The organism is Brevundimonas mediterranea, from assembly GCF_014196125.1.
Classification (GTDB): domain Bacteria; phylum Pseudomonadota; class Alphaproteobacteria; order Caulobacterales; family Caulobacteraceae; genus Brevundimonas; species Brevundimonas mediterranea.
In genome coordinates, this window is sequence record NZ_JACIDA010000001.1 from 171,604 (window position 1) to 193,528 (window position 21,925).

31 protein-coding genes and 1 riboswitch are annotated in these 21,925 nt (G+C 65.5%); of the genes, 30 read left to right on the top strand and 1 reads right to left on the bottom strand.

The features are described from left to right. Positions 1-23: 23 nt before the first annotated feature. A complete protein-coding gene (locus tag GGR11_RS00920) occupies positions 24-779 on the bottom strand; it encodes a porin (protein ID WP_183194934.1) in 756 nt (251 codons plus the stop codon). A gap of 252 nt (positions 780-1,031) precedes the next feature. Continuing rightward, positions 1,032-1,234, top strand: a riboswitch (cobalamin riboswitch). 110 nt (positions 1,235-1,344) lie between these two features. On the opposite strand from GGR11_RS00920, the gene metE reads away from it, so the two are divergent. The 30 genes from metE to GGR11_RS01070 all read left to right on the top strand — a co-directional run bounded on the left by metE (position 1,345) and on the right by GGR11_RS01070 (position 21,898). Then, complete coding sequence (gene metE / locus GGR11_RS00925) at positions 1,345-3,702, top strand: 5-methyltetrahydropteroyltriglutamate--homocysteine S-methyltransferase (RefSeq protein ID WP_183194935.1); 2,358 nt, start codon at positions 1,345-1,347, stop codon at positions 3,700-3,702. Then, complete coding sequence (locus GGR11_RS00930; protein WP_246331467.1) at positions 3,699-4,466, top strand: acyl-CoA thioesterase; 768 nt, start codon at positions 3,699-3,701, stop codon at positions 4,464-4,466. Before metE ends, GGR11_RS00930 begins: the two co-directional genes overlap by 4 nt. 295 nt (positions 4,467-4,761) lie before the next feature. Next, positions 4,762-5,067, top strand: a complete 306-nt coding sequence (gene rpsJ / locus GGR11_RS00935; protein ID WP_105563630.1) for a 30S ribosomal protein S10 — start codon at positions 4,762-4,764, stop codon at positions 5,065-5,067. A gap of 21 nt (positions 5,068-5,088) precedes the next feature. Next, the gene (rplC, locus tag GGR11_RS00940; RefSeq protein ID WP_183194937.1) at positions 5,089-5,838 is read left to right on the top strand and encodes a 50S ribosomal protein L3; all 750 of its coding nucleotides are present in this window, start codon (positions 5,089-5,091) and stop codon (positions 5,836-5,838) included. Then, on the top strand, positions 5,838-6,476 hold the full coding sequence (rplD, locus tag GGR11_RS00945) for a 50S ribosomal protein L4 (RefSeq protein WP_035307172.1): 639 nt from the start codon (positions 5,838-5,840) through the stop codon (positions 6,474-6,476). The genes rplC and rplD overlap by 1 nt, the downstream gene beginning before the upstream one ends. Further along, a complete protein-coding gene (locus tag GGR11_RS00950; protein WP_008260292.1) occupies positions 6,476-6,778 on the top strand; it encodes a 50S ribosomal protein L23 in 303 nt (100 codons plus the stop codon). The genes rplD and GGR11_RS00950 overlap by 1 nt, the downstream gene beginning before the upstream one ends. Positions 6,779-6,782: 4 nt before the next feature. Further along, positions 6,783-7,619, top strand: coding sequence for a 50S ribosomal protein L2 (rplB, locus tag GGR11_RS00955; RefSeq protein WP_008259904.1), 837 nt, complete (start codon positions 6,783-6,785; stop codon positions 7,617-7,619). Positions 7,620-7,621: 2 nt separating this feature from the next. Then, entirely contained in the window at positions 7,622-7,900 is a 279-nt protein-coding gene (gene rpsS, locus GGR11_RS00960) for a 30S ribosomal protein S19 (protein WP_008262211.1), read from the top strand. Between the two features lie 3 nt (positions 7,901-7,903). Next, complete coding sequence (rplV, locus tag GGR11_RS00965; protein WP_183194939.1) at positions 7,904-8,284, top strand: 50S ribosomal protein L22; 381 nt, start codon at positions 7,904-7,906, stop codon at positions 8,282-8,284. Then, a complete protein-coding gene (gene rpsC / locus GGR11_RS00970; protein ID WP_183194940.1) occupies positions 8,284-9,039 on the top strand; it encodes a 30S ribosomal protein S3 in 756 nt (251 codons plus the stop codon). Before rplV ends, rpsC begins: the two co-directional genes overlap by 1 nt. Positions 9,040-9,042: 3 nt before the next feature. After that, a complete protein-coding gene (gene rplP / locus GGR11_RS00975; RefSeq protein ID WP_008259917.1) occupies positions 9,043-9,483 on the top strand; it encodes a 50S ribosomal protein L16 in 441 nt (146 codons plus the stop codon). Continuing rightward, positions 9,483-9,680 (top strand): 50S ribosomal protein L29, encoded by a 198-nt coding sequence (gene rpmC / locus GGR11_RS00980; RefSeq protein ID WP_008263673.1) that lies wholly within the window; start codon positions 9,483-9,485, stop codon positions 9,678-9,680. Before rplP ends, rpmC begins: the two co-directional genes overlap by 1 nt. Before the next feature lie 10 nt (positions 9,681-9,690). Further along, entirely contained in the window at positions 9,691-9,933 is a 243-nt protein-coding gene (rpsQ, locus tag GGR11_RS00985) for a 30S ribosomal protein S17 (RefSeq protein ID WP_008262472.1), read from the top strand. Between the two features lie 18 nt (positions 9,934-9,951). Continuing rightward, positions 9,952-10,320 carry a 50S ribosomal protein L14 gene (gene rplN, locus GGR11_RS00990; protein ID WP_003164378.1) on the top strand — a complete coding sequence of 123 codons (369 nt, stop codon included), beginning with the start codon at positions 9,952-9,954 and terminating at the stop codon, positions 10,318-10,320. A gap of 1 nt (position 10,321) precedes the next feature. Further along, positions 10,322-10,630: a 50S ribosomal protein L24 gene (gene rplX, locus GGR11_RS00995; RefSeq protein WP_008263379.1), complete on the top strand. Its 309-nt coding sequence runs from the start codon at positions 10,322-10,324 to the stop codon at positions 10,628-10,630. Then, positions 10,630-11,190, top strand: a complete 561-nt coding sequence (gene rplE, locus GGR11_RS01000; protein ID WP_183194943.1) for a 50S ribosomal protein L5 — start codon at positions 10,630-10,632, stop codon at positions 11,188-11,190. Before rplX ends, rplE begins: the two co-directional genes overlap by 1 nt. Positions 11,191-11,209: 19 nt before the next feature. Continuing rightward, positions 11,210-11,515: a 30S ribosomal protein S14 gene (rpsN, locus tag GGR11_RS01005; protein ID WP_008259854.1), complete on the top strand. Its 306-nt coding sequence runs from the start codon at positions 11,210-11,212 to the stop codon at positions 11,513-11,515. A 15-nt stretch (positions 11,516-11,530) separates the two neighbouring features. Next, positions 11,531-11,929 (top strand): 30S ribosomal protein S8, encoded by a 399-nt coding sequence (rpsH, locus tag GGR11_RS01010; RefSeq protein ID WP_008262310.1) that lies wholly within the window; start codon positions 11,531-11,533, stop codon positions 11,927-11,929. Between the two features lies 1 nt (position 11,930). Continuing rightward, positions 11,931-12,464 (top strand): 50S ribosomal protein L6, encoded by a 534-nt coding sequence (gene rplF, locus GGR11_RS01015; protein ID WP_183194944.1) that lies wholly within the window; start codon positions 11,931-11,933, stop codon positions 12,462-12,464. Positions 12,465-12,467: 3 nt separating this feature from the next. After that, positions 12,468-12,824, top strand: a complete 357-nt coding sequence (rplR, locus tag GGR11_RS01020) for a 50S ribosomal protein L18 (protein ID WP_154726238.1) — start codon at positions 12,468-12,470, stop codon at positions 12,822-12,824. 12 nt (positions 12,825-12,836) lie between these two features. Next, a complete protein-coding gene (gene rpsE, locus GGR11_RS01025) occupies positions 12,837-13,445 on the top strand; it encodes a 30S ribosomal protein S5 (RefSeq protein WP_008262674.1) in 609 nt (202 codons plus the stop codon). A 3-nt stretch (positions 13,446-13,448) separates the two neighbouring features. Beyond that, positions 13,449-13,637 (top strand): 50S ribosomal protein L30, encoded by a 189-nt coding sequence (gene rpmD, locus GGR11_RS01030; RefSeq protein WP_183194946.1) that lies wholly within the window; start codon positions 13,449-13,451, stop codon positions 13,635-13,637. Between the two features lie 263 nt (positions 13,638-13,900). Then, complete coding sequence (gene rplO / locus GGR11_RS01035) at positions 13,901-14,494, top strand: 50S ribosomal protein L15 (protein WP_183194947.1); 594 nt, start codon at positions 13,901-13,903, stop codon at positions 14,492-14,494. A gap of 130 nt (positions 14,495-14,624) precedes the next feature. Then, complete coding sequence (gene secY, locus GGR11_RS01040) at positions 14,625-16,004, top strand: preprotein translocase subunit SecY (protein ID WP_183194949.1); 1,380 nt, start codon at positions 14,625-14,627, stop codon at positions 16,002-16,004. Positions 16,005-16,037: 33 nt separating this feature from the next. Next, the gene (locus GGR11_RS01045) at positions 16,038-16,598 is read left to right on the top strand and encodes an adenylate kinase (RefSeq protein ID WP_183194951.1); all 561 of its coding nucleotides are present in this window, start codon (positions 16,038-16,040) and stop codon (positions 16,596-16,598) included. A gap of 30 nt (positions 16,599-16,628) precedes the next feature. Then, the gene (locus GGR11_RS01050; protein WP_183194954.1) at positions 16,629-17,366 is read left to right on the top strand and encodes an energy transducer TonB; all 738 of its coding nucleotides are present in this window, start codon (positions 16,629-16,631) and stop codon (positions 17,364-17,366) included. 63 nt (positions 17,367-17,429) lie between these two features. Next, positions 17,430-19,919, top strand: a complete 2,490-nt coding sequence (locus tag GGR11_RS01055) for a zinc-dependent metalloprotease (RefSeq protein WP_221205062.1) — start codon at positions 17,430-17,432, stop codon at positions 19,917-19,919. Positions 19,920-20,019: 100 nt separating this feature from the next. Further along, the gene (rpsM, locus tag GGR11_RS01060) at positions 20,020-20,388 is read left to right on the top strand and encodes a 30S ribosomal protein S13 (RefSeq protein ID WP_026108555.1); all 369 of its coding nucleotides are present in this window, start codon (positions 20,020-20,022) and stop codon (positions 20,386-20,388) included. A gap of 9 nt (positions 20,389-20,397) precedes the next feature. Further along, positions 20,398-20,787, top strand: a complete 390-nt coding sequence (gene rpsK, locus GGR11_RS01065) for a 30S ribosomal protein S11 (RefSeq protein WP_008264180.1) — start codon at positions 20,398-20,400, stop codon at positions 20,785-20,787. Positions 20,788-20,878: 91 nt separating this feature from the next. After that, complete coding sequence (locus GGR11_RS01070) at positions 20,879-21,898, top strand: DNA-directed RNA polymerase subunit alpha (protein ID WP_183194957.1); 1,020 nt, start codon at positions 20,879-20,881, stop codon at positions 21,896-21,898. Positions 21,899-21,925: the final 27 nt, after the last annotated feature.

Consider the following 21,925-nt stretch of genomic DNA (forward strand, 5'->3'; position numbering starts at 1 on the left):
CATCCCGTGAGGGAGGCCGTTGCTTACAGGCCGCCCAGGACGCTCGTGATCGACGAGACGTTCAGGCCGGCGCCGGCGCGGTCACGCGCTTGCAGACCGCCGCCGAAGCTGTAGCGCAGGCCCAGCGACCAGGTGTCGACGTCGATCGAGTCGACGTCGGCGCGGGTGTAGGAAGCGCCGACCGAGAACGGGGTGTTCTCGATTTCGTACTCGGCGCCGACGCCATAGGTCCAGGCGTCCACGTCGCCGCCGGCCACGTCGACGTTGTTGTAGCTGACGCCGGCGTTCAGGCGCAGGTTCGGCATGACGTAGAAGGCGGCGTCGCCGCCGACGGTCCAGATGTCGGCGTCGCTGTCGTCAGACGTGGTGTAGGCGACCAGGCCGGTCAGGGTCGCGTTGGACAGGTATTTCTGGGCTTCGGCGCCGACGGTCCAGACGGGATCGTTGCCCGAGCCGATGTCGTTGGCGGCGACGAAGGCGCCGGCGCGGACGTCCGAGGTCCACATCTTGGTCAGGTGGGCGGCGGCGACGCCGGTGACGTCTTCCTCACCGAAGGCCTTGGTGTAGTCGACGGCGCCGTTCAGGGTCACGGTCCAGTCGGCGGCCGGCAGGGCGACCGTGCCGTCCACGGTCCAGACGTCGGCGTCGACGTCATCGCCGGCGACTTCGACCGACGGGTTGGAGTAGGTCACGCCGACCGAACCGATGGCGTTCTGGGCGAAGGCCGGGGCGGCGAACAGGGTGGCGGCGGCGGCCGAGGCGAGGAGGATCGTCTTCATTTTCTTTTGTCCTTAGCAGTCTGTGCCCGGATGGGGGTCCGGGGAGGGCGGCTGCTACCAGTCGGCGGCCGAAGCTGAGCAATAAACCGTCGTTACATAAGTGTCTTGAAACTGACATGTGGCTCATTCGCCACGCCTTGTGGTCGGAATGTGTCACTTGCGGGCGTTTCCTGCGGCAAGGGGTTAACGACGGGCAATCACATAATCATATAAGCATATCCTTATATGTATTGACGGCCGTGCGTCCTTGCGCTCATGTGCCCGGGTCGTGGTCTGCACGCGGTCTTCGGGGCGCGTGGAGCTAAGAGGGAAGCCGGTGTGAAACCGGCGCTGCCCCCGCAACTGTAAGCGGCGAGTCGAGGGTCCATCTCGTGTCACTGGCGTTCGCGCCGGGAAGGCCGGACCCGAGGCGTCGACCCGTGAGCCAGGAGACCTGCCCCGACAGATAACGTCCTCCGGCGGGGTGTCCGGTCAGGCCGCATGCGCGCCGCCGGACCCCGCACGTCCGCGTCGGCGTCCGCGCGACCCTGTCCGAAACCTGGCCACAACACAGGTTTCGAATGTCATGACCCGCCACACCGTCCAGGTCGCCACCCTCGGCTTTCCCCGCATCGGCCCCAAGAGAGAACTGAAGACCGCGCTCGAGGCCTATTGGGCCGGCAAGATCGATGCGGACGCCCTGCTGTCCACCGCCGCCGACCTGCGCGCCCTGACGTGGGCCGGTCAGCGTGATCTGGGCGCCGACATCGTGCCGTCGAACGACTTCTCTCTTTATGACCAGATGCTGGATCTGACGGCCATGGTGGGCGCCGTGCCTGCCGCCTACGGCTGGAGCGGGGACCGGGTCGATCTGGCTACCTATTTCGCCATGGCCCGGGGGGCTGGGGCGCTCGGCTCGCACGGCGGCGAAAGCACGGTCTGCGAACACGGCCATGTCCACGGCGGCGGCGAGGGCGTGCCGGCGATGGAGATGACCAAATGGTTCGACACCAACTACCATTATCTCGCGCCTGAGTTCACGGCGGATCAGGTCTTCCGGCTGGGCTCGACCAAGGCGCTGGACGAGTATCTGGAAGCCAGGGGGCAGGGGATCGACACCCGGCCGGTGCTGCTGGGGCCGGTCAGCTATCTGCTGCTGGGCAAGACGCGCGGGGGCGACTTCGACGTCCTCAGCCTGCTGCCCCGTCTGCTGCCGGTCTATGCCGAGGTGTTGCGGTCGCTTGCGCGCGCGGGCGCGACCTGGGTGCAGATGGACGAACCCTGCCTGGTCACGGACCTGAGCGACGAGGCCAAGGCCGCCTATGATCACGCCTATCGCGTGCTGGCCGATGTGACGCCGCCGATCAAGCTGATGCTCACGACCTATTTCGGGGCGCTGGGCGACAATCTGCATACGGCGTTGAAGCTGCCGGTGCATGGCCTGCACCTCGACCTGATCCGCGCCCCGGAGCAGCTGGCTCCGATCGCCTCGGCCCTGCGTCCCGACCAGGTCCTGTCGCTGGGCGTCATCGACGGCCGTAATGTGTGGAAAGCCGATCTGAACGCCGTGCTGGACCGGGTCGAGCCCCTGGTCGCCTCGGGCCGCGCGGTGGTGCTGGCGCCGTCCTGCTCGCTGCTGCACACGCCCATCGATCTGGAGCGTGAGACGGCCGTGGAGCCGGAGATCAGGAACTGGCTGGCCTTCGCCGTGCAGAAGGTGGCCGAACTGGCGACCCTGGCCCGCGCCCTGAACCAGGGCCGCGATGCGGTGAAGGCCGAACTGGACGCCTCGACCGCCGCCGTCGCCTCGCGCCGCACCTCGCCGCGCATCAATGATCCGAAGGTCCAGGCGCGCGCCGCCGACGCCGACCCCGCCCTGTCGACCCGCACCTCCAGCTTCGAAATCCGGCGCACGGTGCAGCAGCGGCGGCTGAACCTGCCCGCCTATCCCACCACCACCATCGGCTCCTTCCCCCAGACGGCCGAGGTGCGCAAGGCGCGCGCCGATCACGGCAAGGGCGTCATCGACGCCGCCGCCTACGCCGCCTTCCTGCGCGAGGAGACGGCGCGGACAGTGAAATGGCAGGAAGACCTGGGTCTGGACGTGCTGGTCCACGGCGAGTTCGAGCGCAACGACATGGTCCAGTATTTCGGGGAACAGCTGTCCGGCTTCGTCTTCACCAAGGCCGCCTGGGTCCAGTCCTATGGCTCGCGCTGCGTGCGGCCGCCGATCATCTATGGCGACGTGTCGCGGCCCAGACCGATGACGGTGGAATGGTGGCGTTACGCCCAGGGCCTGACCGAGCGGCCGATGAAGGGGATGCTGACCGGCCCGGTGACGATCCTGAACTGGTCCTTCGTGCGCGACGACCAGCCGCGAAGCGAGACCTGCCGCCAGATCGCTTTCGCCATCCGTGACGAGGTGATCGATCTGGAAACCGCCGGCGCCGCCGTGATCCAGATCGATGAGGCGGCCCTGCGTGAGGGCCTTCCCCTGCGCCGCGCCGACTGGGCGGCCTATCTGGACTGGGCGGTCGAGTGTTTCCGCATCACCGCATCCGGCGTCCGGGACGAGACCCAGATCCACACCCACATGTGCTATTCCGAGTTCAACGACATCATCCAGTCCATCGGCGCCATGGACGCCGACGTCATCTCCATCGAGACCTCACGGTCCAGGATGGAGCTGCTCGACGCCTTCTCCGACTATCGCTATCCGGCCGAGATCGGCCCGGGCGTCTATGACATTCACTCGCCGCGCGTGCCGTCGGTGGACGAGATGTCGGCCCTGCTGACGGCGGCGGCGGGCAAGCTGCCGGCGGACCGGCTTTGGGTGAACCCGGACTGCGGCCTGAAGACCCGCGGTTGGGCCGAGACCGAGGCGGCGCTGACCAATATGGTCTCGGCCGCGAAGGCCGCGCGCCTGGAGGCCGTAACGGGATGAGCGTCACGCTTATAGACATGGTGTTCCCCGGCGACGCCAACCACCACGGCACATTGTTCGGCGGCGTCGGTCTGGCGCATCTGGACAAGGTCGCCTTCCTGGCCGCCGCGCGTCATGCGCGGCGGCACTCGGTCACGGCGGGCTGCGAGCGCATCGACTTCGCCGCACCCGCCCGGATCGGCGAAATGGTCGAGGCGACGGGCCGGGTGGTTCGCGTGGGGCGCAGCTCTATGGGCGTCGAGGTAGAACTGCGGGCCGAGGCGCCGGTCAGCGGGGAGCGGAGGCTGTGTACGCGGGGCGTCTTCAATATGGTCGCGCCGCGCGAGGCGGGGCAGGGTGATCTGCCGCCAGTTCCGGTCGATGACACGGCGCCGCAGGACGGCTGGCTGCGGGCGGCCGAGATGGTTTTCCCCGCCTGGACCAATCACTACGGCACCCTATACGGCGGCGACGCCCTGAAGCTGATGGGCAAGGCCGCCTTTATCTGCGCCACGCGCCGGGCCCGCGCGGTCATGGTCATGGCGGCGTCCAACCGCATCGATTTTTCGTCTCCTATAAGAGAAGGAGACATGGTCGAGTTGGCGTCGCGCGCGACGCGGCTCGGTCGGACCTCGGTCACCATAGAGGTCGAACTGTGGGCCGAGGGGCTTCTGACGGGCGAACGGCGGCGGTCCGCGGCGGCCGAGTTCGTCATGGTGGCGGTCGATGAAGCCGGACGACCCAAGACGATTTGCTCGCCGGCGACGGCGCTGGAAACAGCCTGACGAAATCCTGTCGCAGCACCGGTTTGCGCGCTTGACGAAATCAGAATCGATAGGCATAAGCCACCACTCTTGTTGGACCGGCTGTGCAGTTCGCTGCAAACGCGGTCCGCAGGAACGACCTAAGTCACTGTTCTTTGCAGCTTCTTGGGACTTCAACGGCCTTCGCGGGCGACTGCGTGGGCCGATCGTTTTTGCGGATTTGCGTTCCCTGAGGGCTATGTGCCCGAAGGCCTTCGGTCTTTGAAATGGTTCACAGGGACGCGGTCCTCCGACCGCATTGGAAGTAAGCACCGATATGGATCAAAGCATCCGCATCAGGCTCAAGGCCTTTGATCACCGCGTCCTCGATTTTTCGACGCGCGAGATCGTTAATACCGCCAAGCGCACCGGCGCGACCGTTCGCGGTCCGATTCCGCTGCCGACCCTGATCGAGAAATTCACCGTGAACCGCTCTCCGCACGTCGATAAGAAGTCGCGTGAGCAGTTTGAAATCCGCACGCACAAACGCGTGCTCGACATCATCGACCCCACCCCGCAGACCGTGGACGCGCTCATGAAGCTCGACCTGTCCGCCGGTGTGGACGTCGAGATCAAGATTTAAAGTAGAAAGAGGCGGGATCCGATGCGCACGGGCGTGATCGCCAAGAAGCTGGGCATGACCCGCGTGTTCGCCGAAGACGGCGCGCACGTACCGGTCACTGTGCTTCAGCTCGACGGCTGCCAGGTCGTCGGCCAACGTACCCAGGAGCGTGACGGTTACGTCGCCCTCCAGCTGGGCGCTGGCACGAAGAAGGCTAAGAACACCAACAAGGCTCAACGCGAGACCTTCGCCAAGGCGGAAGTCGAACCGAAAGCCTATGTCACCGAGTTCCGCGTCGATGCGGACGGTCTGCTGGATGTGGGGGCCGAGCTTTCGGCTGAACACTTCGTTGTGGGTCAGAAGGTCGATATCCAGGGCGAGACCATCGGTAAGGGTTTCGCCGGCGCCATGAAGCGCTGGAACTTCGGCGGCCTGCGCGCCACGCACGGTGTTTCGCTGTCGCACCGTTCGCACGGTTCGACGGGTAACCGTCAGGACCCGGGTCGGACCTTCCCTGGCAAGAAGATGGCCGGTCACTACGGGACCGAAACCGTCACCACTCAGAACCTGACCGTCGTCCGTGTGGACGCCGAGCGTGGCCTGATCCTGATCAAGGGCGCTGTCCCCGGTCACGACGGCAGCTACGTCAAGGTTCGTGACGCCATCAAGAAGGCTCGTCCGGCTGACGCCCCGTTCCCCGGTGCGCTGAAGTCGAGCAAGTCTGCTGCTCAACCCGCCTCGACCCCGGCTGAAGAAGCCCCCGTCGAAGCGACCGAAGGCGGTGAAGCGTAATGAAACTCTCTGTCATCCAACTCGACGGCAAGGCCGCTGGCGACGTGGAACTGTCGGACGCCGTCTTCGGCATCTCCGACATCCGCGGCGACATCCTGGCCCGCACCGTCAACTGGCAACTGGCCAAGCGCCGCGCCGGTACGCACAAGGTTCAAACCCGCAACGAGAACTCTCGTACGGGTAAGAAGATGTACAAGCAAAAGGGCACCGGCGGCGCTCGTCACGGTTCGCGCCGTGCACCGCAGTTCGTCGGCGGTTCGCGCGCCTTTGGTCCGGTCGTTCGCGACCACGGCTTCTCGCTGCCGAAGAAGATCCGCGCGCTTGCTCTTCGTCACGCCCTGTCCTCCAAGGCCAAGTCCGGCGACCTGATCATCGTGGACACCGTCTCGGTCAAGGAAGCTAAGACCGCCTCGCTGCGCGAGACGCTCGGCAAGCTGGGCTGGACCAAGGCTCTCATCATCGCGGGTCCCGAAGTCGACACGAACTTCGGCCTGGCCGCACGCAACATCCCGCACATCGACGTGCTGCCGAACGCCGGCCTGAACGTCTATGACATCCTGCGGGCTGACAAGCTGGTGCTGACCAAGGCCGCTATCGAGGCGATCGAGGCCCGCTTCAGCGATAAGGAAGCCGCGTAATGGCCGCTCAACCTACCGCCAAGCACTACGACACCATCCTGGCTCCGGTGATCACCGAAAAAGCCACGATCCTGTCGGAGCAGAACAAGGTCGTCTTCCGCGTCGCCGACACGGCGACCAAGGACGAGATCGCCGCGGCGGTCGAAAGCCTGTTCAAAGTCAACGTCCTGAAGGTCAACACCCTGGTTCAAAAGGGCAAGACCAAGCGCTTCCGGGGTATCCTGGGTCGCCGGGTCGACATCAAAAAAGCGATCGTGACGCTGGCCGACGGCCAGTCGATCGACGTCACCACGGGGCTCTGATCAGATGGCCTTGAAACATTACAATCCGACCTCGCCGGGCCGTCGCGCCCTCGTGCTGGTCGACCGTTCGGAGCTCCACAAGGGCCGTCCGGAAAAGTCGCTGACCGAAGGCCTGACCAAGTCGGGCGGACGCGGGCAGGGCGGTCGCATCGCGGTCCGCTTCCGCGGCGGCGGCGCCAAGACCCTGTACCGCAAGATCGACTTCAAGCGTCGCAAGTGGGACATGGTCGGCACGGTCGAGCGTCTGGAATACGATCCGAACCGTACGGCCTTCATCGCCCTCGTGACCTACGAAGACGGCGAGAAGACCTACATCATCGCGCCGCAACGCCTTAAGGCCGGCGACACGGTGATCGCGGGCGAAAAGACCGACGTGAAGCCGGGCAACGCCATGCCGCTTCGTTCGATGCCGGTGGGTACGATCATCCACAACATCGAGATGAAGCCGGGCAAGGGCGCCCAGCTGGCTCGCTCGGCCGGCGCCTACGCCCAGCTGGTGGGTCGCGATCAGGGTTACGCCCAGATCCGTCTCGGCTCGGGCGAACTGCGCATGGTCCTGGACGGCTGCATCGCCACGGTGGGCGCGGTTTCGAACCCCGACCACATGAACCAGAACCTGGGCAAGGCCGGTCGCAAGCGTCACATGGGCTTCCGTCCGCACGTCCGCGGCGTCGCCATGAACCCGATCGACCACCCGCATGGTGGTGGTGAAGGCCGGACCTCTGGTGGTCGCACCCCCGTCACGCCGTGGGGTAAGGACACCAAGGGCACCCGTACCCGCAAGAACAAGGCTACGGACAAGTACATCATCCGTACCCGCCACGTTAAGAAGGCTCGCTAAGAATGGCCCGCTCCTCCTGGAAAGGCCCGTTTGTCGACGGGTATCTGCTCAAGAAGGCCGACGCCGTTCAAACGTCGGGCCGCAAGGACGTGATCAAGACCTGGTCGCGCCGCTCCACCATCCTGCCGCAGTTCGTCGGTCTGACGTTCGGCGTCCATAACGGTCAGAAGCATGTGCCCGTGTCGGTCTCTGAAGAGATGGTCGGCATGAAGCTCGGCGAGTTCGCCCCGACCCGGAACTTCCCGGGTCACGCGGCGGACAAGAAGGCCAAAAGGAAGTAACTGATGGCCCAGACCAAGAACATTCGTCGGGTCGCCCCGACCGAGGCCCGCGCCAAGCTGGTCAACATACGCATCAGCCCCCAAAAGCTGGGCCTGGTCGCCGCATCGATCCGCGGCATGCCGGTCCAGAAGGCGCTGAACGAGCTGGAATTCAGCCGTAAGCGTATCGCGACCGACGTCCGCAAGGTCCTGTATTCGGCGATCTCGAACGCTGAGAACAACCACAACCTCGACATCGACAATCTCGTCGTCGCCGAGGCCTATGTGGGCAAGAACCTGGTGATGAAGCGTTTCGCGAGCCGCGCTCGTGGTCGTTCGTCGCGCATCCTGAAACCGTTCAGCGAGATCACCATCGTGGTCCGTGAAGCCGGCGAGGCCGCCTGATGGGTCAGAAAATCAATCCGATCGGTCTGCGCCTCGGCGTGAACCGTACGTGGGACAGCCGTTGGTTCGCCGCCGGCGCCGACTATTCCCGCCTGCTGCACCAGGACCTGAAGCTGCGCGAGTGGCTGCGGGAACGTCTGGCCGCCGCCGGCGTGTCGCGCATCATCATCGAGCGCCCGCACAAGAAGTGCCGCATCACCATCTACGCCGCCCGTCCGGGCGTCGTGATCGGTAAGAAGGGCGCTGACATCGAGAAGCTCCGCAAGGACATCTCGGCCCGGACCGAAGGCGAAGTTCACCTGAACATCATCGAAGTCCGCAAGCCGGAAACCGATGCGCAGCTGATCGCCGAGAACATCGCCCAGCAACTCGAGCGTCGCGTGGCTTTCCGCCGCGCCATGAAGCGCTCGATGCAGTCGGCCATGCGTCTGGGCGCCAAGGGCATCCGGATGAACGTCTCGGGTCGTCTGGGCGGTGCGGAAATCGCGCGGATGGAATGGTATCGCGAAGGTCGCGTGCCGCTTCACACCCTGCGGGCCGACATCGACTACGGCTTCTACGAAGCCAAGACGACCTACGGCATCATCGGCGTGAAGGTCTGGGTGTTTAAGGGTGAAGTGCTCGAGCACGATCCGATGGCCCAGGACAAGCGTTGGGCCCAGGAAGCGTCGGGTCCGTCCTCGAACGAAGGCCGCGAACGCGGCGGCCCCCGTGGCGACCGCGGTCCGCGTCGCGACCGGGGACGTGAGAACTAAGTCATGTTGCAACCGAAGAAGACCAAGTACCGCAAGGCCTTCAAGGGCCGCATCCACGGCTCGGCCAAGGGTGGCTTCTCGCTGAACTTCGGGTCGTACGGCCTGAAGACGCTGGAGCCGGAACGCATCACTGCGCGTCAGATCGAAGCGGCTCGCCGCGCGATCACCCGCCAGATGAAGCGCCAGGGCCGCGTCTGGATCCGCGTCTTCCCCGACCTGCCCGTCACGGGCAAGCCGGCCGAAGTCCGGATGGGTAAGGGCAAGGGCGCCGTGGACCACTGGGCCGCGCGTTGCCACCCCGGCCGCATCCTGTTTGAAATCGACGGCGTGACGGACGAAGTGGCCCGTGAAGCGCTCCGTCTCGGCGCCGCCAAGCTGCCGGTCCGCACCAAGGTCGTGACCCGTATCGACGCCGGCGTCGCCCATGTCGAGGTAGCCGCCTGATGACCAAGATCGCCGATCTGCGGTCGCAAACGACCGATCAACTGTCCGACGAGCTGCTGAAGCTCAAGAAGGAACAGTTCAACCTGCGCTTCCAAGCGGCCACCGGCCAAATGGAAAAAACCCACCGCGTGGGTGAAGTGCGCAAAGACATCGCCCGCATCTCGACGCTTCTGCGCGAGAAGCGTGCGGCCTCGTAAGGAAACGAATATGCCCAAGCGAATTCTCGAAGGCGTGGTCGTGTCCGACAAGGGCGAAAAGACCGTCGTCGTGAAGGTGGAGCGCACGCTGCTTCACCCTGTTCTGAAGAAGATCGTGCGTCTTTCGAAGAAGTATCACGCGCACGACGAAGCCAACGCGCTCAAAGTCGGCGACATCGCTCGCATCGTCGAGTGCGCCCCGAAGTCCAAGTTGAAGCGCTGGGAAGTCCTTTCCAACGCCTCCGCCTCGTAATCAGAAGGATCTGATCTTATGATCCAGATGCAAACTAACCTGGAAGTGGCCGATAATTCGGGCGCCCGCCGGGTCATGTGCATCAAGGTGTTGGGCGGCTCCAAGCGCCGCTACGCCTCGATCGGCGACACAATCGTCGCCTCCGTGAAGGAAGCCATCCCGCGCGGCCGTGTGAAGAAGGGCGACGTTGTTCGCGCCATCGTCGTGCGCACCGCCAAGGACATCCAACGCAAGGACGGCTCGGTCATTCGTTTTGACAAGTCGGCCGCCGTCATCGTCAACAAGCAGAACGAGCCTGTCGGCACGCGGATCTTCGGCCCGGTTCCTCGCGAACTGCGCGCCAAGAACCACATGAAGATCATCTCGCTGGCTCCGGAGGTCCTGTAACATGGCCGCCAAGATCAAGAAGGGCGACCGCGTCGTCGTCCTCACCGGCAAGGACAAGGGCCGCACGGGCAACGTGCTGAAGGTCCTGCCTACCGAAAACCGCGTCCTGGTTGAAGGCGTCAACATGGTTCAGCGCCACACGCGCCCGAGCCAGGCTGACCCGCAGGGCGGCATCAAAAACAAGGAAGCCTCGCTTCACCTGTCGAACGTCGCGATCGCCGACGCCAACGGCAAGGCGACCCGCGTCGGCTTCAAGATCGATGGGGACACCAAGGTCCGCATCGCCAAGACGACGGGAGACGTCATCTGATGGCTACCGAGAAGTACACCCCGCGCCTCAAGGGCGAGTACCAGGCGCGCATCCGCCAGGTGCTGAAGGAACAGTTCGGTTATACGAACGAAATGCAGGTGCCCAAGCTGGACAAGATCGTCTTGAACATGGGCATCGGCGAAGCCGTCGCGGACTCCAAGAAGGCGAACGCCGCCCTCAAGGATCTGACGGCCATCGCCGGTCAGAAGGCCGTCGCCACCAAGGCCCGTAACTCCATCGCCGGCTTCAAGCTGCGTGAAGGCATGGTCATCGGCGGCAAGGTCACCCTGCGCGGCGACCAGATGTACGAGTTCCTGGATCGGTTCATCACGATCGCGCTGCCGCGCGTGAAGGATTTCCGTGGTCTGAAGGGCACGTCGTTTGACGGTCGCGGCAACTACGCCACCGGTCTGAAGGAACACATCGTGTTCCCGGAAATCAACTACGACCAGATCGACCAGATGTGGGGCATGGACATCATCGTCTGCACCACGGCCAAGACCGATGAGGAAGCCAAGGCTCTCCTCACCGAGTTCAAGTTCCCGTTCGTGAAGAACTGAGCGGGAAGGGAAGAGAACAATGGCTAAGAAGAGCGCCGTAAACCGCAACGAAGCCGTCAAGGCCCTGGTTGCGAAGTATGCCGCGAAGCGGGCCGCCCTGAAGGCGACCGCCAACGACGAAAACCTGCCGCTTGAGGAGCGTTTCGACGCGCGCCTGAAGCTGGCTGAACTGCCGCGCAACTCCGCGCCGACCCGTATTCGCAACCGTTGCGAAGTGACCGGTCGTCCGCGGGCGTTCTATCGCAAGCTCAAGATGAGCCGGATTGCGCTGCGCGAACTCGGCAACCAGGGCCAGATCCCTGGCCTGACCAAGTCCAGCTGGTAAGGGGAGCGAACAGACATGATGATCAACGATCCCCTGAGCGACATGATCGCTCGCATCAAGAACGCGGCGACCCGCAAGCGTTCCAAGGTGCTGACTCCCGCTTCTCGTCTGCGCCAGCGCGTCCTCGACGTGCTGCAGGACGAAGGCTACATCCGCGGCTACAACCTGGTTCAGAACCCGGGTGAGTTTCCGCAGTTCGAGATCGAGCTGAAGTACTTCGACGGTCAGCCCGTCATCGCCGAGATCGCTCGCGTGTCCAAGCCGGGCCGCCGCGTCTATTCGGCGATCGGCGATCTGAAGCCGGTCAAGAACGGCCTCGGCATCTCGATCCTCTCGACTTCGAAGGGCGTCATGTCCGACGCTTCTGCCCGCGACGCCAACGTCGGCGGCGAAGTCCTCTGCAGGGTCTACTGATATGTCCCGTATTGGCAAGAAAACCATCGCTGTGCCGAAGGGCGTGACTGTCACGCTCGACGGCCAGACCGTCTCCGTGAAGGGCCCCAAGGGCGAGAGCTCCTGGACCGTCGCCGAGGAAATCGAAGTCACCCGCGAAGGCGACGAACTGTCGCTGGGCCTGCGGTCGGACACGCAACGCGGTCGCGCGATGTGGGGCCTGTCGCGGACGCTGGTCGACAACATGGTCGTCGGCGTCACCACCGGCTTTGAAAAGTCGCTTGAGCTGGTCGGCGTGGGTTACCGCGCCGCGATGAAGGGCGACGCCCTTTCGTTGCAGCTCGGCTTCTCGCACGAAGTCGACATCGTTCCGCCGGCCGGCGTCAGCTTTGCTGTTCCGAAGCAAACCGAGATCAAGATCCTCGGTTCGGACAAGCAGGCCGTCGGTCAGATCGCCTCGGTCATCCGCAAGCTGCGTCCGCCGGAGCCCTACAAGGGCAAGGGCGTCCGTTACGCGGGCGAGAAGGTCCGTCGCAAGGAAGGCAAGAAGAAGTAAGTCATGGCTCTTTCTCTTCGACAACAAGCCAAGCGCCGCTCGGAGCGCACTCGCCGTCGCCTGAAGGCTGTCGCCAACGGTCGTCTGCGTCTGTCGGTCTACCGTTCGGACAAGAACATCTCGGCCCAGATCATCGACGACGCCCAGGGCGTGACCGTCGCCTCGGCCTCGTCGCTGGAAGGCGGCAAGGGCAAGCGCGGGTCGGACACGGCTGCAGCCGCTGCGATCGGCAAGCTGATCGCCGAACGCGCCATCGAGAAGGGCGTCAAGGACGTCGTCTTCGACCGTGGCGAGTACATCTATCACGGCCGGGTCAAGGCGCTGGCGGAAGCCGCGCGCGAAGCCGGCCTGAACTTCTAAGGGACGCGAAGCATGGCGCATCAACCCCAGCGCGGCGGCGGCGGTAACGATCGCAACCGTCGTGACAATCGCAACGGTCCCGCTGTCGACGGTCCGGATTCGGACATCGTCGAGAAGCTGGTTCACATCAACCGCGTTGCGGCCACCGTCAAAGGCGGCCGTCGGTTCTCCTTCGCCGCCCTGATGGTCGTCGGCGACGGCAAGGGCCGCGTCGGTTTCGGTCACGGCAAGGCGCGTGAAGTGCCGGAAGCCATCCGCAAGGCGACCGAAGAAGCCAAGAAGACGATGATCCGCGTTCCGCTTCGCGAGAACCGCACCCTGCACCACGACGGCAACGGCCGTTGGGGCGCCGGCAAGATTATGATGCGCGCCGCCCCTCCCGGGACCGGCGTCATCGCGGGCGGTCCGATGCGCGCCGTGCTCGAAACCCTCGGCGTCCAGGACGTCGTGGGCAAGTCGACCGGCTCGTCGAACCCCTACAACATGATCCGCGCGACGTTCGAAGCGCTGAAGGTCCAGTCCTCGCCCCGTCAAGTCGCGTCCAAGCGCGGCAAGAAGGTCGCGGATCTGATGGGCCGTCGCAACGACGGCGCCTCGGCGCCCGAAGCTGTGGAGTCCTAAATCATGGCCGAGCAAAAGACCGTCACCGTCAAGCAGACCGGTTCGCCGATCCGCCGCAAGAACGACCAGCGCGCCACCCTGGTGGGCCTGGGTCTGAACCGCCTGGGTCGTGAATCGACCCTGGAAGACACCCCCTCGGTTCGTGGAATGATCGCCAAGGTCGCCCACCTGACCGAGATCGTCGAAAAGTAAGACGAAAGACTTTCCCTCCCCCTCGGGGGAGGGCAGGTCGCGCAAGCGACCGGGTGGGGGCGGCTCGGCAAGAGTCGCCTTTACTGCTGTTCGGGGAGCCGCTATAGCGCCCGACCTTGAGATATCCGGGACGGGCTCGCCGAGCCCTTCCCACCCGGTCGGCTTCGCCGACCACCCTCCCCCGAGGGGGAGGGAGACGATAAACTTTCACCGCCGAGTCCGGATCATGGGTCCGGGCGCTAGAACCCGAAAGGATCAGGCATATGAAACTGAACGAAATCCGCGACAACGAAGGCGCGCACAAGAAGCGCATGCGTGTCGGCCGTGGCCCCGGTTCGGGCAAGGGCAAGACCTCGGGCCGCGGCGTCAAGGGTCAGAAGTCGCGTACCGGCGTCAGCCTGCTGGGCTTCGAAGGCGGCCAGATGCCGCTGTACATGCGCATGCCCAAGCGCGGCTTCAACAACCCGAACGCCCTGAAGCTGGCCGAAGTGAACCTGTGGCGCCTGCAAGACGCCATCGACGCCGGCAAGCTGGACGCCAAGTCGGAACTGAAGGGCGACGCCCTGGTCGCCGCCGGCGTGATCCGTCGCGTCAAGGACGGCGTCCGTCTGCTGGGCACCGGCGAGCTGAAGCAAGCCCTGAACCTGGTCGTCTGGTCGGCCTCCTCGGGCGCCGTCAAGGCCATCGAAGCCGCCGGCGGTTCGGTCGTGCAAGAACGCATCGCCGCTGAAGCCAAGGCTGCTGCGCGCGTCGAGAAGCGCAACCTGGCCAAGGGCAAGGTTCCTGCCGCCAAGCCGCGTCTGGGCGACGAGAACAAGATCTCGGCCCGCACCAAGCGCGCCGCCGCCAAGGCCTAAGCAACGCGTCGTCGCGGTCTGTATCGGCCGTGGCCTGATTACACCTGCGACGACGAAACAACGGAAGCGGCCCTCGCATGAGGGCCGCTTTCCGCCTATCTGACGACTCAGTCAGTCGTGGGGACGCATAATGGCTTCGGCCGCAGAACAACTCGCCGCCAATATGAACATGGGCTCGTTCGCGAAAGCGACCGAGCTGCACAAGCGCCTGCTGTTCACGCTGGGCGCCTTGCTGGTTTATCGCATCGGGACTTACGTGCCGATCCCGGGCATCAATTCGCAGGCCTTCCTGCAGTTCTTCCAAGACCCCTCGGGTCAGCGCGGCATCCTGGACATGTTCAACATGTTCTCGGGCGGCGCGGTCGAGCGGATGGCCATCTTCGCGCTGAACGTCGCGCCCTATATCTCGGCGTCGATCATCGTGCAGCTGATGGGCACCGTGTATCCGCCTTGGGAGAAGCTGAAGAAGGAAGGCGGCGAAAGCGGCCGCAAGCAGCTGAACCAGTACACCCGCTATCTGACGGTGTTCCTGGCCCTGGCCCAGTCCCTCGGCATCGCCGCGGGTCTGAACGCCCAGCCGGGTCTGGTCGACAATCCGGGGATCTTCTTCCTGGTCTCGACCGTCGTGACCTTGACGGGCGGCACCATGTTCCTGATGTGGCTGGGTGAGCAGGTGACGGCGCGCGGCGTCGGCAACGGCATCTCGCTGATCATCTTCGCCGGCATCGTGGCGGTCCTGCCGTCCACCATCGCCCGCATGCTGGGCCTGGCCCAACAGGGTCAGATGTCCGCCTTCGCCCTGTTGTTCATCGCCGTTCTGGCCGTGGCGACCGTGGTCTTCATCGTCTTCATGGAACGCGCCCAGCGCCGGCTTCTGATCCAGTATCCGAAGCGCCAGGAAGGCAACCGCATGGCCGGGGGCGAACGCTCGTTCCTGCCGCTGAAGGTCAACACCGCCGGGGTCATCCCGCCGATCTTCGCTTCGTCCCTGCTGATGCTGCCGACCACGGTGGCCAGCCTGACCGCCAACGCGGACCTGCCCGGCTATCTGAGCTGGCTGCCGCTGGTGACGGCCCAGCTGACGCACGGTCAGCCGCTGTTCATGGCCCTGTACGCCGCCCTGATCATCTTCTTCTGCTTCTTCTACACCTCGATCACCTTCAACCCGGAGGACACGGCTGAGAACCTGCGCAAATACGGCGGCTTCCTGCCGGGCATCCGTCCGGGCAAGCGGACGGCCGAGTATCTGGACTATGTCCTGACCCGTCTGACAGTGATCGGCGCGGCCTATATCACCGCCGTCTGTCTGCTGCCCGAGTTCCTGGTCGCCCAGATGGGCAACAGCCTCTACTTCGGCGGAACGTCTATCTTGATTGTCGTGTCCGTCACGATGGACACTGTGGCCCAGATCCAGTCCCAACTGCTGGCGCACCAGTACGAGGGCCTGATCAAGAAGGCCAAGCTGCGCGGTCGCGGCGGTCGTGGCGCGCCCACTCCGGTGCGGCGCTGAGTTGACTACAAGAAGCCTGGGGAGGGCCTACGCGTGAACTTGATCCTGTTCGGACCGCCGGCGGCGGGCAAGGGGACACAGGCCAAGCGGCTGGTCGAAGAGCGGGGCATGGTCCAGCTCTCGACCGGCGACATGCTGCGGGCCGCCATCGCCTCGGGCTCGGAGCTGGGGCTCAAGGTCAAGGACGTGCTGGCGCGCGGTGATCTGGTGACGGACGAGATCGTCATCGCCCTGATCGAGGATCGCCTGACGGAGGCCGAGGCCGCCGGCGGCGCCATCTTCGACGGCTTCCCCCGCACCGTGGCCCAGGCCGAGGCCCTGGACGCCATGCTGGCCAAGCGCGGCGCCCAGATCGACGCCGTGGTGCGGCTGAAGGTGGATGATTCCGCCCTGCTGGAGCGGATCGCCAAACGCTATGCCGAACAGGGCCGTCCCGACGACAATCCCGACACCTTCGTGGTGCGTCTGGACGCCTACAACCGCAACACCGCCCCGCTGCTTCCCTATTATGAAGCCCAGGGCAAGCTGACCGAAGCGGACGGCATGGGCTCCATCGACTCCGTCGCCAAGGCGATCGACGAAGCTCTGGCGTGACCAAACCGGGCGTCGGGCGTTAGACGACCGATGCCTGACGCCAAGACCCCTCATGAAAGAAGGCGCGCCCGCAGACGCTGGCGCGCCTTCGCCGTTCTCGTTGGGGTGGCCTCGGCGGAACTGGGCCTCGCTCTGCTCCTGGGCCAGGTGAAAGGCAGGGCGCCGGAGGTCTTGGGAACGCCGCCGCGACCGTTGGAGGTCGTCCTCTATGACCCGCCGCCGCCGATCTCGCTTGAGCCGCCCGCGCCGGAGACCGGGGGCGGCGCCCCGGCCGCGCCTTCCCGCATTCACACACCTCCGCCGCCGAAACAGGTGCGCCCCGTCGAACTGCCGGCGCCGCCTCGGCCCGCGCCCGAGCCCGCGCCGGTCGTCGGCGTCGCCCCGAGCTCTTCGCCCGAGCCCGGGTTCGGCCAAGGCGGGGCGGGGACCGGCAGCGGCTCTGGCGTCGGCTCGGGATCAGGCCCTGGAAGCGGCGCGACGGGGCCGCGCCTGATCACCAGCCCGACCCTGGCCCAGATCCGCGCCAATCACCCGCGCCAGGCCCGCAGCCGCTATGGCCGGGTCGAGCTGTCTTGCCGTATTCGCCTGGACAGCCGGCTGGAGGCCTGTCGCGTGGTCAGCGAAGACCCCTCCGGTGTCGGCTTCGGCGCGGGCGGGCTGGCGGTGTCGAGCTATTTCCGATTCCAGCCCGCGACCGAGAACGGCCGCCCCGTCGAGGGGCAGCCGGTGACGGTCGGCATCGACTTCGGCATTCCGCCTCGGCGTTGAACGGCCTTCGTTGACAGGGCTTTCGGCGCGCCCCTCTATGGGCGACTCACGGGGGGATGTTCGATGATGCGAATGACGACGGCGACGGCGCTCGCCCTGGTTCTGGCCTGCGGTGCGGCGCCCGCCCTGGCCTTGGCTCCAGCCTCTCCGCCCACCGCCTCGTCCGTTCAGACTATCGACGGTCTGTTCCCTCTGCAGGTCGATCAGGACAAGGGAACTGTGAAGCTGGAACTGCCGGCCCCGGACGCCGATGGCGTCATGGCGCGGGTCATCCATTTCACCACCCTGCGGACCGGCGTCGGGTCGGCGGTCACCGGCCTGGACCGCGCCCAGATTGGGCCGACCCATATCCTGGTTTTCCGCAAGATCGGCGATCGCGTCGTCGCCGAATACGAGAACCCCGCCTATCGCGCGCCCAACGGTTCGGTCGATGAACAGGCGGCCGCTCGTGACGCCTTCTTGAGCTCGACCGTCTGGTCCGGCGCCATCGACAGCCGCACCTCGGACGGCGGTGTGGTCGTCGACATCGGCAAGTTCCTGACCTGGGACGCGACCGGCATCGCCGCCGCCCTGAAACAGGCGGGGCAGGGAACGTTCAAACCGGTCGCGGATCTGAGCCTGGTCGACGCTTCGGCCGCCAGGGCCTTCCCCGAGAACCTCGAACTGGAGGCGCGCCTGACCTTCTCTTCGGACGACGCGGGACGCGAGGTGTCGCGCATCGCCCCCGACTCCCGTCTGGTCACCTTCAACGTCCACCACAGCTTCGTGAAACTGCCGGGCGACGGCTATCAGATGCGGCTGTTCGATCCACGCACCGGGGCGATGAACCAGGTGGTCGACGACTTCTCGGCGCCGCTGGATGAGCCCATCGTTTCGCGTCTGACCAGCCGCTTCCGACTGGAGAAGACCGATCCCAGCGCCGCGCGCTCGACCGTGGTCAAGCCGATCGTATTCTATGTCGACCGCGCCGCGCCCGAGCCGATCCGTTCGGCCCTGGTCGAGGGCGCGTTGTGGTGGGCCGACGCCTTTGACAAGGCCGGCTTCATCGACGCCTTCCGCGTCGAGGTCCTGCCCGAGGGCGTGGATCCGATGGACGCCCGCTACAATGTCATCAACTGGGTCAACCGCGCGACACGCAGCTGGTCCTACGGCCAGAGCGTGGTCGATCCGCGTACCGGCGAGATCGTCAAGGGTTCGGTCCTGCTGGGTTCGCTGCGCGTCCGTCAGGACATGCTGATCTTCGAAGGCCTGGTCGGCGCAGACCGCACCGGCACGGGCGCCCAGGACGATCCCCAGCGCATCGCCCTGGCCCGGATACGTCAGCTGTCAGCGCATGAGGTCGGCCACGCCATCGGCCTGATGCACAATTTCGCGGCCTCGACCCAGGAGCGGGCCTCCGTGATGGACTATCCGGTGCCGGTGATCGGGATCGGGGGGGACCAGGCGTTGGACTTCAGCCAGGCTTACGGCGTCGGCATGGGGGCGTGGGATGATTTCGCCATCGACTGGCTGTACGCGCCGGCCGACGCCGCGACCCTGGACGCCAAGGCGAGGGCAGGGTCCGCGCGGCTGCGCTTCGTCTCTGACGCTGATGCGCGCGTGCCGTCGATGGGCCAGCCCTGGGGCAGTCTGTGGGACAATGGCTCGGACCCGGTCGCAGAACTAAGCCACCTGATGCAGGTGCGGCGTATCGCCCTGGACCGGTTCGGTCTGCGCAACCTGCCGGCCGGATCGCCGGTCAATGATCTGCGACGCCGGCTGGTGCCGATCTATCTGTATCACCGCTACCAGGTGGACGCGGTGCTGAAGCTGGTTGGGGGCACCGACTACGGCTTCCCCATCGTCGGTGACGGGCGCGAGACGGCGACGCCGGTTCCGGCCGCGACCCAGTCGGCGGCGCTGGACGCCCTGATCGCCACCCTGGATCCGGCCGAGCTGGTCCTGCCCGTGCCGCTGCTGGACCTGCTGGCGCAGCAGCAGTCGGGCGACGGCGACATTCAGCACCAGATCGAAGTCTTCCCGGGCGAGACCGGGCGCGGATTCGACGCCGGGGCTGCGGCCGATGTGGCGGCCGAGGTCACCCTGTCGGGCCTGTTCGCGCCGGAACGTGTCAACCGGCTGGTCGAATCGACCGCCCGCGATCCCCAGGCCCTGGGTTTGCCCGCCGTTCTGGATCGGACCACGGCCGCCGTCTTCAAGCCCGCAGCGGGACGCTTGGCCGAACCGGCGCGTCGGGTTCAGGCCCGATATGTCCTGACCCTGGCCGGGCTGGCGCACGGCAAGGATATGTCCGGCACCGCCGCCGCCCTGATCGACGCCGAACTGGAGACGATCGGCGCCCGCCTGCGGGGCTCGCGCGCCGCCGATCCGGTACAGCGCGCGCACGACCGCTGGCTGGGCGGCCTATTGACCGATCGCGATCGATTGGATCAAGTGTTGAGCGATGAACGTCACCCCATCGCCGTCCCCCCGGGCAGCCCCATCGGCGACGTGGATTGCTGGTTGTGCGGGCTCCAGTCGCCGTCATTGCCCTCAGGCGTTGACGCGATGTGAATCATCTGTATAAGGGCGCCTTCCCGCGAAGGGCGCCACGCTCCTGGTTTGTTAACCGGAGCGTTTGTTGCGTCTGACTAACGCGTATCTGGAGAATTTCGTGGCCCGTATTGCTGGCGTCAACATCCCGACCAACAAGCGCGTTGAAATCGCGCTTCAGTACATCCATGGCATCGGCCCCGCCGCCGCCAAGGACATCACCGAGAAGGTCGGCATCGAGCCGGCTCGCCGGGTGAACCAGCTGACGGACGCCGAAGTCCTGTCGATCCGTGAAACGATCGACAAGGATCATACGGTCGAGGGCGACCTGCGCCGCGAGACGTCGATGAACATCAAGCGTCTGATGGACCTGGCCTGCTACCGCGGCCTGCGTCACCGCAAGGGCCTGCCGGTCCGTGGTCAGCGCACGCACACCAACGCCCGCACCCGCAAGGGTCCCGCCAAGCCGATCGCCGGCAAGAAGAAGTAAGACAGACACATGGCCAAGGAACCGGGTCGCGTAAAGAAGCGCGAGCGCAAGAACATCACCTCGGGCGTCGCCCACGTGAACGCCAGCTTCAACAACACCATGGTGACCATCACCGACGCGCAAGGAAATGCGATTTCCTGGTCGTCGGCCGGTCACATGGGCTTCAAGGGCTCGCGTAAGTCGACCCCGTATGCGGCCCAGATGGCCGCTGAAGACGCCGGCAAGAAGGCGCAGGAACACGGCGTGAAGACGCTGGAAGTGAACGTCTCGGGTCCGGGTTCCGGCCGTGAATCGGCCCTGCGCGCGCTGCAGTCGGTCGGTCTGACGATCACGACCATCCGCGACGTCACCCCGATGCCGCACAACGGTTGCCGTCCGCCCAAGCGTCGTCGCGTCTAAGCGACACCGCCTAAAGCACCCCCATCTCCGTCGGCTCCACCATGGCCTCGTCGACAAGGCCGGAGCCGACGAAACCCGTTCGAGGGACAAAATGATCGAAAGAAACTGGCAAGAGCTGATCCGTCCCGAGAAGCCGCAGATCGAGATCGGTTCCGACGCCCAGCGCAAGGCGCGCCTGGTGGCCGAACCCCTCGAACGTGGCTTCGGCGTGACGCTCGGCAACGCGCTCCGTCGCGTTCTGCTCTCCTCGCTGCAAGGTGCAGCGGTCACCGCCATCCAGATCGACGGCGTCGTTCATGAATTCTCGTCGCTGGAAGGCGTTCGGGAAGACGTGGTCGACATCGTCCTGAACATCAAGCAACTGGCGCTGCGCATGCACGCCGAAGGCCCCAAGCGCATGACCCTGCGCGCCACGGGCCCCGGCGCCGTGACGGCCGGCCAGATTGACGTGCCGGCGGACATCGAGGTTCTGAACCCCGATCACGTCATCTGCACCCTGGACGACGGCGCGTCGGTCCGCATGGAACTGACCGTCCAGAACGGCAAGGGCTACGTCGCCGCCGAGCTGAACCGTCCGGAAGATGCGCCGATCGGCCTGATCGCCGTCGACGCCCTGTATTCGCCGGTCAAGCGCGTCGCCTATCGCGTCGAGCCGACCCGCCAGGGCCAGTCGCTGGATTACGACAAGCTGCTGCTGGAAGTCGAAACCAATGGCGCGGTCACGCCGGTTGACGCCGTGGCCTACGCCGCGCGCATCCTGCAGGACCAACTGCAGATCTTCATCACCTTCGAAGAGCCCAAGAAGGCTGTCGAGCAGTCGGACGGCAAGCCCGACCTGCCCTTCAACCCGGCCCTGCTGAAGAAGGTGGACGAGCTGGAGCTGTCGGTCCGTTCGGCCAACTGCCTGAAGAACGACAACATCGTCTACATCGGCGACCTGATCCAGAAGACCGAGGGCGAAATGCTTCGCACCCCGAACTTCGGCCGCAAGTCGCTGAACGAGATCAAGGAAGTTCTCGCGACGATGGGCCTCAGCCTCGGCATGGACGTGCCGAACTGGCCGCCCGAAAACATCGAAGATCTGGCCAAGAAGTTCGACGACCAGATCTAAGTTCAACCCTCCGCCCGTCTCCCTCGG